This window comes from Nonomuraea sp. NPDC003214 (genome assembly GCF_053590035.1).
On the sequence record NZ_JBSFSX010000002.1, the window covers coordinates 81,018 to 93,185 of the forward strand.

Sequence of the window (12,168 nt, forward strand, 5' to 3'; positions counted from 1 at the left end):
GCCGGGCTCGGGGGTGCAGGGGGCCGGAGGCCCCTTGCCAAGGGGGTCAGGGGGAGCTCGGCTCCCCCTGGAGACACGGCCCGAACCGCCCACGCGCGCAGCGCGCCACCGGTGAGGCCCTTGCCGTCAGCGGATGACGTACCAGCCCGGCAACGACAGCGGCCCCCCGGCGGGCAGCCCCAGCTCCGCCGACAGCCGCGCCAGCGGCCCCCAGGCGTCGAGCCGGACCCGGGTGAGCGCCGCCGCCCGGTCCTCGCTGGAGTCGGGCCCGCGCAGCCGCTCCAGCGGGTTGAGCCGGGGGTAGGTGCGTACGGGCGCGTCGTCGGCGAGCCCGGCCCGCTTCCTGGCCAGCGCCAGCGCGTCCTCCAGCCCGCCGAGCTCGTCGACGAGGCCGTTGTCGCGGGCGTCGCCGCCGGTCCAGACGCGGCCGCGGGCGAGCTCGTGGGCCCGTTCGCGGGTGAGGGAGCGGCCTTCGGCGACCTTGCCCACGAAGTCGTCGTAGATGCGGTCGAGCCAGGCGTTGACCCGTTCCCACTGCTCGGGGGAGAAGCCGCGCGAGGTGGAGAACATGCCGGCGTTGGCGCCTTCGGCGACGGTCTCGGAGGTGACGCCGATGCGTTCGAGCAGCTCCGACAGTACGGGCTTGCCGCCGAAGACGCCGATGGAGCCGGTGAGGGTGCCGGGCTGGGCGACGATGACGTCGGCGGCCATGGAGACGAAGTAGCCGCCGGACGCGGCGAGGTCTCCCATGGAGACGATGATCGGCTTGACCTTGCGGGTGAGCACGACCTCGCGCCAGACGGTGTCGGAGGCGACGTACGAGCCGCCGGGGCTGTCGACGCGGAACACGACGGCCTTGACGTGGTCGTCGCGCCGGGCGGCGCGCAGCGCGGCGCTGATCGTGTCGGAGCCCATGGCGCCGCTGCCGCCGAGCGGGCTGCGGCCGGAGCGGCCGGTGCGGATCTGGCCCATGCCGTGGATGAGCGCGATGCCGTCGGCGGTCGGGTTGGGCAGTTTGCGGACGGCTGCGCCCTTGGCGTAGCGGGAGACGTACAGGAGGTGGGCCTCGTCGCCGGCGGCGCGCTTGACCTCGTCGTACACCTCGTCACGGTAGGCCAGGCCGTCGACCAGCCCGGCCTGGAGGGCTTCGGCGCCGATGAACGGGCCCTGGTCGAACAGCTCGCGCACCTTGGCGGGGTCGAGCCGGCGGCCGTCGGCGATGCCGGCGGTGAGCTGGCCGGTGACGGATTCGACGATCCGGCCGACCGACTCGCGGTGCGGCTCGGTCATGTGGTCGTGGGTGAAGGTGTTGGCGGCGGTCTTGTACTCGTGCCGCTGGCCCATCTCGTAGCCGACGCCGAGCTTGGTCAGCGCGCCCTTGACGAACCGCTGTTCCAGGGCGATGCCGGTGAGCCCGACGTCGCCGCTGGGCTGGAGGTAGACGCGTTCGAAGGCGCTGGCCAGGTAGTAGGGCACGGTGCCGCTGCCGAACTCGCCGAACGTCTCGCCGAAGGCCACGGTCAGCTTGCCGGAGGCGCGGAAGCGGACGACGGCCTGGCGCAGCTCCTGGACGGTGGCCAGGCCGAGCGGGTTGCCGCCGATCTTCACGATGAGGGCCTTGACGCGGGAGTCCTGCCGGGCGCGCTTGAGCCCGGCGAGCACGTCGGACAGGCGTGGCTTGCGCATGGACAGCACGGCGGCGAGGGGGTCCGCGGGCGGCCCCTCGATCACGCCTTCGGTGAGGTCCAGCTCCAGCACCAGGGGCGCGGTGCGCCGCTGACGGAGCTTGCCGACGGTTTCGCTGATCGCCTTGCCTGCGTCCATGAAAGCCACCCTAAGCGGCAGGAGCCGGGCGTGCGCTCACACTTGAGGTGTGCCGGTGGTGGCGGCCGCGGCGTCGACGCGGGCGGTGGTGTCGATGCGCAGGCCGGTGCTCTGGAGCCGTTGCAGCGCCTGGGCGGCGGTCAGGTTCGGGTACGCCTGCTTCAGCAGCGCGAAGCTGCCGGCGACGTGGGGCGCGGCCATGGACGTGCCGCTCATCAGCCCGTACGCGTCGTCGGGCACGGAGGCGGTGACGTCGGCGCCGGGGGCGAGCAGGTCGAGCAGCACTCCCCGGTTGGAGAAGGGCGCAATGCGGTCGGCGTCGTCGGTGGCGCCGACGGTGACGGCGGTGGAGACGCAGGCGGGGGAGGCGACGGCGTCGGTCCAGCCGTCGTTGCCGGCGGCGACGACGGGGGCCGCGCCGAGGGCCATGAGCTGGTCGAACTGCGGTTTGAGCGCGCCCGCGCCGGGGTCGGCGTCGCAGTGCCGCCGGTGCGGCCCGCCGCCGCCGAGGCTCATGTTGACGGCGGCCACGTTGCGTTCCTTGGCGACCCTGGCGACGTATTCGAGGGCGAGTTTCTGGTCGGAGGTGTAGCTCAGGAAGCACGGCACCCGGGTGGTGCCGCAGGCGATGGCGCTGTTGATGCGGGAGAAGACCTGGATGGGCAGGATGCCCGCTTCGGGGGCGACGCCGTTGGCGGGGGCGCCGGTGACGAGCTTGCCCGCGGCGATGCCGGCGACGTGGGTGCCGTGGTCGCACCGGTTGGCGCCGCCGTCCAGGCACTGGCGGGTCTCGGCGTCGGCGGCTCCGGGGCCGGTCTGGTTGGCCTGGCCGTTGGGGCAGAGGGAGACGGCCTGGCTCGCCGCGTCGGAGGTGGAGAAGCACGCCTCGTCCACGATCCGGCCGGCCAGGAACGGGTGGTCGCGGTCGATCCCGGTGTCGAGGACGGCGACGGTGGCGCCCTTGCCGGTCCAGCCGGCGGCGTGGGCCCGGTCGGCGCCGATCACCTTGGTGGTCTCGGCCAGGAACGGCTTGCTGAGCGCGTCCTCGTACACGGCCCTGACCCGGGCGTCCTTCTTGAGGTGGGCGAGCGCGTCGGCGTCGAGTTCGGCGACGAAGAACGTGGGCGACTCGGTGGACTCCAGCACCCGGGCGGAGGAGGAGCCCTTCTCGACGTCGCCGGCGACGGCGGTGACGCTCTGCCCGGGTTTGACCTCGACGATCGAGCGCACCTTCTGGTGCGTGTCGAGCTGGGCGATCAGCGCCGGGCTGATCACCGGGTCACCGGTGTCGGCCTGCCCGGCGGCCGTCGCGGCGAGCAAGGCCGAGGTCGTGGCCGCAGCCACCAGGATCATTCGTCTCACGGCGGGACAGATGCCCGCACGTGGGGCGCGTGATGTCGCGGTTTCCCGAGTGATTAACGAGTCTTGAGGACGTTCGCGGCCGCCTTCTTGAGCGCGGTGCTCGTGGACTTCGCGGAGAGCCGCACCTTCTCGGAGGAGTTGAGGACCTTGGTGTTGTTCATCCCGTGCGCCCAGTTGAGCCAGCCGGTGAGCAGGGCGCTGTCGAGCCGCTGCTTGGCCGTCCTGCTCGCCTTGAGCACCCGGTACGCCTTGCCCAGCGACGACGCCTTGGTCAGCTCGGGGAAGACCTTGCTGGCCTTGTGCGCGAGCTTGAGGTAGCAGGTCAGGGTGGCGTCGTCGATCGAGCCGGTGCCCCGGTAGACCTCCACGGCCCACTGCTTGGTGGTCATCGGCTTGGCCGAGGTGCCGCGCGTGCAGACGGTCGCGGGCGCCTTCGGGGTGGCGGTGATCGTCACCGTGACCGTGACGGTCGGCAGCGGGACCGGCGTCGGGTCCGGGTCCACCGGGTCGGGCTGGGGCGTCGGGCCGCTGCCGGTCGGCTCCGGCTCGGGATCGGTGCCGGGGCCGGGGTCGGGCGAGTCGGGGTCACCCGGGCCGCCGGGGAGCGCCGGCGGGTTCTGGCTGATCTCAGGCTGCGGGGCCGCCCCGGCGAGCGCCGCGGCCAGGTCCAGGCGCGGCGTGCGCACCTGGACGCCGTTGGCCTGGTAGACGTACGGCCTGCCGGTCGTCTTGAGCTTGTCGATCAGCTCCGGCATGGGGGTCTGCGGCGAGGCGGCCTTCATCAGGGCCAGCGCCCCGGCGACGTGCGGGGTGGCCATCGAGGTGCCGCTGTAGACGGTCGTCTGGTTGCCCGGCACCGCCGACTCGATGTCCACGCCGGGCGCGAACAGGTCGAGCAGCGCGCCCCGGTTGGAGAAGTCGGCGATGGCGTCGCCGTCGTCGTTGGCGCCCACGGCGACGGCGGAGGTGATGCAGGCCGGATAGGAGGCGCCCTCGAAGTACTCGTTGCCGGCGGCGACCACGGTCGCGATGCCCTTGGCCAGCAGGGCGTCGATCTTCGGCTTGAGGACCTGGCCTTCCTCGCTGGTGTCGCAGGAGGTCTCGGACGGCATGCCGCCCAGGCTGAGGTTGACGGCGGCGATCGGGGCGGTCAGCGACGCCACGTGGTCCATGGCCAGCCGCAGCGACGACTCGAAGGCCAGCAGGCAGACGGGCTCGCCGCACACGTCCATGTCCTCGACCCGGCTGAACACCTGGACGGCGATGATCCCGGCGCCGGGCGCGACGCCGCCGGTGCCGGCGGCGATGCCGGCCACGTGGGTGCCGTGGTCGCACAGGTTCACGCCGCCCGCCAGGCAGTTGGCGGTCGTGGCGTCGGCGGCGCGGGGGCCGGTCTGGCTGGTCTGGCCGTTCGGGCAGAGCGACTTGACGCCCTGGTCGACGGCGGAGAAGCAGGCTTCGGCGGTGATGCGGCCGGCGAAGGCCTGGTGATCGGGGTCGATGCCGGTGTCCAGGACGACGACGTTCTGCCCGCTGCCGGTGAAGCCGGCGGCGTGCGCCTTGTCGGCGCCGATCTGGGGGAGGCTGGAGACGAGCGACGGCGGGTAGGCGCGGTCGCGGCGGATCGAGGTGACCTTGGGGTCCTCGGCGAGCGCGGCCAGCTCCTCGGCGGTGCCCTCGACGACCACGAACGGCTGGCGTTCGGGCTGCAGCAGCACCTCGGCGTTGCCGATCTCGGAGATCGGGGCGGGGATCGGCTGGGTGAGCTCGACGATGGCCCGCACGGTGCCGCCGTCGACGCCTAACCCTTCCTCGACCTTCTCCTCAGGGGTGCTCGGAGCGGGGCTGGGAGCGGGGCTGGGGGCGGCGGTCGGGACCGGTGCGGCCGTCGGATCGGCGGCGAGGGCGGGCGCCGCGGGCAGCAGCGCGAGCACGAGCGAGCACACGATCAGGGGGCGAAATCGCACCGGCGTCCTCCGAGAAGGGATGATCTCGGAGTTTAGGGCGATTTATCCCCCAGATATAGGGCCGGAGCCCCTTTCTCACCAGACTTTCAGGCGGGCTTCGTCAACCAGACAGCTCCCAGCGGCGGAACCCGCAACGTCGTCGAGTAGGGCAGCCCATGACAGGGATCCTCGACAGCCTCGATCGCGCCCATGTTGCCGACGCCGCTGCCCCAGTACTCGTAGGCGTCGGTGTTGACCGCCTCCGTCCACTCCCCGCCGTACGGCAGGCCCAGCCGGTAGCTCTCGTGCGGCCCGCCGCTGAAGTTGACCACGCACGCCACCGCGGACCCGTCGGCCGCGTAGCGCAGGAACGAGAACGTGTTGCCCGGGGCGTCGTCGGCGTCGATCCACCGGAACCCGTCGGGCGTCGAGTCCTGCTCCCACAGCGCGGGCGTGTCGCGGTAGAGCCGGTTGAGGTCGCGCACCAGCCGCTGCACGCCCTGGTGCCCGTCGAACTCCAGCACCCACCAGTCGAGCCCGCGCTCCTCCGACCACTCCGAGCCCTGGCCGAACTCCCCGCCCATGAACAGCAGCTGCTTGCCCGGATGCGCCCACATGAACGCCAGCAGCGCCCGCAACTGCGCGAACCGCTGCCACTCGTCGCCGGGCATCTTGCCCATGAGCGAGCCCTTGCCGTGCACCACCTCGTCGTGCGAGAGCGGCAGCACGTAGTTCTCCGAATAGGCGTAGATCAGGGAGAACGTCATCTGGTGATGGTGATACTGCCGGAAGATCGGCTCGTGCCGGAGATACTCCAGCGTGTCGTGCATCCAGCCCATGTTCCACTTGAAGCCGAACCCGAGCCCGCCCAGGTGCGCCGGCCGTGACACGCCCGGCCACGCGGTCGACTCCTCGGCCACGGTCGTGATGCCGGGCGCCTCCCGGTAGCAGACCGCGTTCATCTCCTTGATGAACTCGACGGCGTCCAGGTTCTCGCGCCCGCCGTAGACGTTCGGCGTCCACTCGCCCTCGCGCCGCGAGTAGTCCAGGTAGAGCATCGAGGCCACGGCGTCCACCCGCAGCCCGTCGATGTGGAACTCCTTCAGCCAGTAGAGGGCGTTGGCCACCAGGAAGTTGCGCACCTCCCTGCGGCCGAAGTCGAACACGTACGTGCCCCAGTCGGGGTGCTCGCCCCTGGCCGGGTCGGCGTGCTCGTACAGCGGCGTGCCGTCGAAGCGGGCCAGCGCCCAGTCGTCCATCGGGAAGTGCGCGGGCACCCAGTCGAGCAGCACGCCGATGCCGCGCTGGTGCATCCGGTCGACGAACCTGCGGAACTCGTCGGGCGTGCCGAAGCGGGCCGTCGGCGCGTAGTAGGAGGTCACCTGGTAGCCCCACGAGCCGCCGAACGGGTGCTCGGCCACCGGCAGCAGCTCCACGTGGGTGAAGCCCATGTCGGCCACGTACTCGGAGAGCTGGTCGGCCAGCTCCAGGTAGGACAGGCCGGGCCGCCACGAGCCCAGGTGGACCTCGTAGATGCTCATCGGGCCGCTGCGCGCCTGCTTGTCGCCGCGCGCGGCCATCCAGGCGTCGTCCTCCCAGGTGTAGACCGACTCCTCGACGACGGAGGCGGTCTGCGGCGGCACCTCGGTGCGGCGGGCCATCGGGTCGGCCTTGTCGCGCCACACGCCGTCGGCGCCCAGGATCTGGTACTTGTACCGTTCGCCCGCTTCCAGGCCGGGGATGAACAGCTCCCACACGCCCGAACGGCCCAGCGAGCGCATCGGGTAGGCGGTGCCGTCCCAGTGGTTGAAGTCGCCGACGACGCGGATGCCGCGCGCGTTGGGGGCCCACACGGCGAACGCGGTGCCGCGCACGTCCTGGTGCTCCATCACGCGCGCGCCGAGCACCTCCCACAGCCGCTCGTGGCGTCCCTCGCCGATCAGGTGCAGGTCCACCTCGCCCAGCGTCGGCCAGTGGCGGTACGGGTCGCGCGTCTCGTGCGGGTCGTGACCCGGGTACTGGACGCTCAGCGTGTAGGCGGGCACCTTGTCCAGCCCCTGGACCGTGGTCTCGAACACGCCGTGGGCCTGGTGTTTCAGGTCGTGGGCCGTGCCGTCGTCCAGCACCACCCTGACCCGTTCGGCCAGCGGGCGCAGCGCCCGGAACGTGACCCCGCCCGGAACCGGGTGCGCGCCCAGCACCGAGTGCGGGTCATGGTGCGCCCCGCCCGCGAGGCGGTCGAGCTCTGTCCTCATCGGCATGCTCCCAACCCTGCCCTACGACGACCGTCCAACCCAGCCACTGCCCGCTTTCACCGAGACAATCACCGAAAGTGCGGAATCTTGGGTTTATCCGGGAGAACTTGACCTCAAGCGCAATTGAGTTCTTAACGTTCCATGCATGAACATAGAACGTGCCGGCCGGCGGGAGTGGATCGGACTCGGCGTCCTCATCCTGCCGACCCTGTTGCTCTCCATTGACGTGAGCGTGCTCCACCTGGCCGCCCCGGCCCTGAGCGAGGACCTGCGCCCGACCGGCGCGCAACTGTTGTGGATCAATGACATCTACGGGTTCCTCATAGCCGGGTTCCTGATCACGATGGGCACGATCGGCGACCGCATCGGCCGCCGGAAGCTGCTGCTGATCGGCGCGGGCGCGTTCGCCGTGGCCTCCGCGCTGGCCGCCTACGCGCCGAGCGCCGAGGTGCTCATCGCCGCGCGGGCGCTGCTCGGCGTCGCCGGGGCCACGCTGATGCCGTCCACGCTGTCGCTGATCCGGAACATGTTCCACGACCCGGCCCAGCGGACCACCGCGATCAGCTTCTGGATGATCGGGTTCAGCGGCGGCATGGTGATCGGGCCGCTGGTGGGCGGCGCGCTGCTGGAGAACTTCTGGTGGGGGTCGGCGTTCCTGCTGGGCGTGCCGGTGATGGCCGTGCTGCTCGTGGCCGGGCCGCTGCTGCTGCCCGAGTACCGCGCCCCCGACCCGGGCCGCCTCGACCTGGTGAGCGTCGTGCTGTCGGTCGTGGCCGCGCTCGCCGCCACCTACGGCGTCAAGGAGCTGGCCGCCGGTGAGCCGGGCCCGCTCGCGATCCTCGCCCTCGCCGCCGGCCTGGCGCTGGCCGTGGTCTTCATCCGGCGGCAGCGCACGGTCCCGGCGCCGCTGCTGGACCTCAAGCTGTTCGCCGACCGCCGCTTCAGCGGCTCGCTGGCCAGCCTCATGCTCGTCATCCTGGTCGGCCCGGGCCTGGGCCTGCTCGCGGGCCAGTACATGCAGCTCGTCCTCGGGCTGTCGCCGCTGGAGGCCGGGCTGTGGACGCTGCCGTCCACGCTGGCGGTCGTCGCGGGCTTCGTGGCCGCGCCGCCGCTGGCGCGCCGCATCAGGCCCGGGTACGTGGCCGCCGCCGGGCTGGTGCTGGGCGCGGGCGGCCTGCTCCTGCTCACCCAGCCGGGTCTCGCGCCGCTGGTGACCGGGCAGACGCTGTTCTTCCTCGGCGCGTCGCCGCTGCTCGTGCTCGGCACCGACATGGTCGTCGGGTCCGCCCCGCCGGAGCGGTCGGGCTCGGCGGCGGCCCTGTCGGAGACGGCCCAGGAGTTCGGCGGCGCGCTCGGCCTGGCGATCTTCGGCAGCATCGCGGCCGCCGTCTACACGGCGCGGCTCACCGTGCCGGACGGGGTGTCGCCGGAGGCGGCCGAGGCGGCCGGTGACACCCTCGGCGGCGCGATCGCCGTCGCGTCCGGCCAGCCCGGTCCCGTCGCCGCCGCCCTCGCCGACGCGGCCAGGGAGGCGTTCGGCTCGGGGCTGGCGGTCGCGGCGGGCGCGGGAGCCGCCGTCGTCCTCGCGGCGGCGATCATGGCGGCCACCGCGCTCCGCCACGTCCCCGCTCTCAGCGCCGACACCCCCGCCCCGGCCCACGACTGACCGGCCCGTTGGCCTGGTCAGTGGCGGAAGGCCGCCAGCGGGATGGAGATCCAGGCGGGGCGGTTGCGGGCCTCGTAGACGACCTCGTAGACGGCCTTCGACAGCTCGAAGGCCCGCAGCAGGGCGGCGTCACCGGGCGTGATGAGGCCGCCGCCCTGGAGGTAGCCGTCGAGGAACGCCGACCGGTTGCGGGCGGACCACTCCTCGGCCTTGGGCTCCAGCCTCTCGGCCTCGGAGTGCCCGGCGAGCAGGTGGCGGGCGGCGTAGTCGAAGGAGCGCAGCATCCCGGCCACGTCGCGCAGCGGCGAGGACAGGGCGCGGCGCTCGGCCAGCGGCTGGCCGGGCTCGCCCTCGAAGTCGAGCACCACCCAGTCGGTGGTGGTGCGCATCACCTGGCCGAGGTGGTAGTCGCCGTGCACCCGCTGCACGGGCACCTCGGTGGTCAGCTCCTCGACCTGGTGGTAGGCGGCCTCCAGCACGCCGACGTACGGGCGCAGCTCGGGCACCTCGGCGACCGCCCGGCCGAGCCTGCGCCTGAAGCCCTCGGCCATCCGCTTGACCTCGTGCATCTCGACCACGCCGGTGGGGAAGGCGGCGGCCAGCTCGCGGTGGACGGCGGCGGTGGCCGCGCCGAGCCTGGTCGCCTCGGCCGCGAAGTCGCCGCCCGCGTCGGCGGCCGACATCCCCGACAGCGAGTTGTACAGGTCGCGCACGCTGGTCAGCGCCAGGTCCCAGCCGTCGGTGGAGTTCGACAGGAACTCCTGCATGATGGCCAGCGTGGTGGGCGTGCCGTCCAGGTCGGTCTCGATCCACCCGTACGGCTGGGCGACGTGCGGCGCGCCGCGCTCGGCCAGCGCGGTGACGACCTCCAGCTCGGGGTTCACCCCGGGGATGAGCCGCCGGAACAGCTTGCAGATGTACGCGTCGCCGAAGACCAGCGAGGTGTTGGACTGCTCGGCCCCCAGCACGAGGCTGCGCGGCGAGGTGTCGATCTCGACGCCGGGCAGGTGGCGGAAGCGCACGCCGTCCTGGCCGGTGCCGCCCGCCATCGACTCCAGCATCCAGTGGGTCAGCTCGTTGTCGTGGACGGCGTCGTAGGCCGACCATTCGGCGCCACCCGTCGCGTACGGGCCGATGAGGGCGTGGTTGAGCGTGTCGGGCAGCTCGGTGCGCAGCCCGAGCAGGAGCTGGTAGCGCTCGCGGGAGCCGTCCTGCCACACGGAGACGATCAGGTGGCGCAGGCTGGGGTCGCCGGACTGGATGACGACGTCCGACTCGATCGACAGGGAGTCGATCGGGCGCCCCTTGCCACCGAACCAGCGCTGTCTGCTGATCCATGCGGCAAGGAGCTCATCCAGCACGTCTTACTCCTCCTGGGTGATGGCCGGCGGGAGGGTGAACCAGTAGAACCCATGCCCAGGAAGCGTCAAAAGATACGGAAGTTCGCCAATTGCCGGGAATGGCACCCCGCCCATCGTCTCCACCGGGGAGACGCCGACGAATCTGCGCAGGTCCAGCTCCACCGGCTGCGGGAAGCGGGACAGGTTGTTCACGCAGAGCATGCGGTCGTCGCCCAGCTCGCGGACGAACGCCAGCACGCTCGGGTTGGAGGAGTTGAGCTCGGCGAACTCGCCCAGGCCGAAGACCGGGTGGCGCTTGCGGATCTCGATCATGCGCCGGGTCCAGTGCAGCAGCGAGCCCGCGTTCTTCTGCTGCGCCTCGACGTTGAGCCCCTGGTAGCCGTAGATCGGGTCCATGATGACCGGCAGGTAGAGGCGGCCGGGGTCGCAGTCGGAGAAGCCCGCGTTGCGGTCGGGGTCCCACTGCATGGGCGTGCGGACGCCGTCGCGGTCGCCCAGCCAGATGTTGTCGCCCATGCCGATCTCGTCGCCGTAGTAGAGGACGGGTGAGCCGGGCAGCGACAGGAGCAGGGCGGTGAACAGCTCGATCTGATTGCGGTCGTTCTCCAGCAGCGGCGCCAGGCGGCGGCGGATGCCGACGTTGGCGCGCATGCGCGGATCCTTGGCGTACTCGGCGTACATGTAGTCGCGTTCCTCGTCGGTCACCATCTCGAGGGTCAGCTCGTCATGGTTCCGCAGGAAGATCCCCCACTGGCAGTTCTCCGGGATCTTCGGCGTCTGGGCCAGGATCTCGGAGATGGGGTAGCGGGACTCGCGGCGCACGGCCATGAAGATGCGCGGCATCAGCGGGAAGTGGAAGGCCATGTGGCACTCGTCGCCGCCGCCGACCGGGTCGCCGAAGTACTCGACCACGTCCGACGGCCACTGGTTGGCCTCGGCCAGCAGCACCCGGTCCGGGTAGAGCCGGTCCACCTCGGCGCGCACGCGCTTGAGGTATTCGTGCGTGCGCGGCAGGTTCTCGCAGTTGGTGCCCTCCTCCTCGAACAGGTAGGGCACCGCGTCCAGGCGGAAGCCGTCGATGCCCAGGTCGAGCCAGAAGCGCAGCACCTCCAGCATCGCGTCCTGCACGTCCGGGTTCTCGTAGTTGAGGTCCGGCTGGTGGTGGAAGAAGCGGTGCCAGTAGTACTGGCCGCGCACCGGGTCGTAGGTCCAGTTGGAGGTCTCGGTGTCGATGAAGATGATGCGGGCGTCGGAGTAGGCGCTGTCGGAGTCCGACCAGACGTAGAAGTCGCCGAACGGGCCCTCCGGGTCGTGGCGGGACGCCTGGAACCAGGGATGGGCGTCGCTGGTGTGGTTCATCACGAGGTCCGCGATGACCCGCATGCCGCGTTTGTGCGCCTCGTCGACCAGCTTCACGAAGTCTCCCAGATCCCCGAACTCGGGCAGGATCTTCATGAAGTCGGCGATGTCATAACCGCCGTCGCGCAGCGGCGACTCGTACAGCGGCAACAGCCACAGGCAGTCGACGCCGAGCCATTGGAGATAGTCGAGCTTGCCGATCAGGCCCTTGATGTCGCCGGTGCCGTCGCCGTTGGAGTCGGCGAAACCCCTGATCAGCACCTCATAGAACACCGCGCGCTTGTACCATTGCGGATCGCGCGGCTTCTCCTCGTCGAAGGAGTTGGGAATGGGTGTGGAGCTCATGAGCGACCCCCAGGGAAGCTCATGAGGGAGGCGCTTTCACACACGTTGAA

At 71.4% G+C, this 12,168-nt stretch carries 7 protein-coding genes; 1 reads left to right on the top strand and 6 read right to left on the bottom strand.

What is annotated here, in order from left to right; translation table 11 throughout:
- Nucleotides 1-126: 126 nt before the first annotated feature.
- The 4 genes from sppA to glgB all read right to left on the bottom strand — a co-directional run bounded on the left by sppA (nucleotide 127) and on the right by glgB (nucleotide 7,387).
- Nucleotides 127-1,824, bottom strand: coding sequence for a signal peptide peptidase SppA (gene sppA / locus ACWDXC_RS05355; RefSeq protein WP_219500989.1), 1,698 nt, complete (start codon nucleotides 1,822-1,824; stop codon nucleotides 127-129).
- A gap of 36 nt (nucleotides 1,825-1,860) precedes the next feature.
- Nucleotides 1,861-3,177: a S8 family peptidase gene (locus ACWDXC_RS05360; RefSeq protein WP_449979790.1), complete on the bottom strand. Its 1,317-nt coding sequence runs from the start codon at nucleotides 3,175-3,177 to the stop codon at nucleotides 1,861-1,863.
- Between the two features lie 62 nt (nucleotides 3,178-3,239).
- Nucleotides 3,240-5,153 carry a S8 family peptidase gene (locus tag ACWDXC_RS05365; protein ID WP_449978306.1) on the bottom strand — a complete coding sequence of 638 codons (1,914 nt, stop codon included), beginning with the start codon at nucleotides 5,151-5,153 and terminating at the stop codon, nucleotides 3,240-3,242.
- 86 nt (nucleotides 5,154-5,239) lie between these two features.
- Complete coding sequence (gene glgB / locus ACWDXC_RS05370; RefSeq protein WP_449978308.1) at nucleotides 5,240-7,387, bottom strand: 1,4-alpha-glucan branching protein GlgB; 2,148 nt, start codon at nucleotides 7,385-7,387, stop codon at nucleotides 5,240-5,242.
- A gap of 145 nt (nucleotides 7,388-7,532) precedes the next feature.
- Here glgB and ACWDXC_RS05375 point away from each other — a divergent pair, with 145 nt between their 5' ends.
- A complete protein-coding gene (locus ACWDXC_RS05375) occupies nucleotides 7,533-9,053 on the top strand; it encodes an MFS transporter (RefSeq protein WP_449978310.1) in 1,521 nt (506 codons plus the stop codon).
- Between the two features lie 17 nt (nucleotides 9,054-9,070).
- Here ACWDXC_RS05375 and ACWDXC_RS05380 read toward each other — a convergent pair whose 3' ends face one another.
- Nucleotides 9,071-10,414, bottom strand: coding sequence for a maltokinase N-terminal cap-like domain-containing protein (locus ACWDXC_RS05380; protein WP_219501000.1), 1,344 nt, complete (start codon nucleotides 10,412-10,414; stop codon nucleotides 9,071-9,073).
- 3 nt (nucleotides 10,415-10,417) lie between these two features.
- The gene (gene treS, locus ACWDXC_RS05385) at nucleotides 10,418-12,118 is read right to left on the bottom strand and encodes a maltose alpha-D-glucosyltransferase (RefSeq protein WP_219501002.1); all 1,701 of its coding nucleotides are present in this window, start codon (nucleotides 12,116-12,118) and stop codon (nucleotides 10,418-10,420) included.
- Nucleotides 12,119-12,168: the final 50 nt, after the last annotated feature.

Excerpts from the sequence above, each read along its gene's own strand:
- sppA (WP_219500989.1), bottom strand. The coding sequence starts at position 1,824 with ATGGACGCAGGCAAGGCGATCAGCGAAACCGTCGGCAAGCTCCGTCAG.
- ACWDXC_RS05360 (WP_449979790.1), bottom strand. The coding sequence starts at position 3,177 with ATGATCCTGGTGGCTGCGGCCACGACCTCGGCCTTGCTCGCCGCGACG.
- glgB (WP_449978308.1), bottom strand. The coding sequence starts at position 7,387 with ATGAGGACAGAGCTCGACCGCCTCGCGGGCGGGGCGCACCATGACCCG.
- ACWDXC_RS05375 (WP_449978310.1), top strand. The coding sequence starts at position 7,533 with ATGAACATAGAACGTGCCGGCCGGCGGGAGTGGATCGGACTCGGCGTC.
- treS (WP_219501002.1), bottom strand. The coding sequence starts at position 12,118 with ATGAGCTCCACACCCATTCCCAACTCCTTCGACGAGGAGAAGCCGCGC.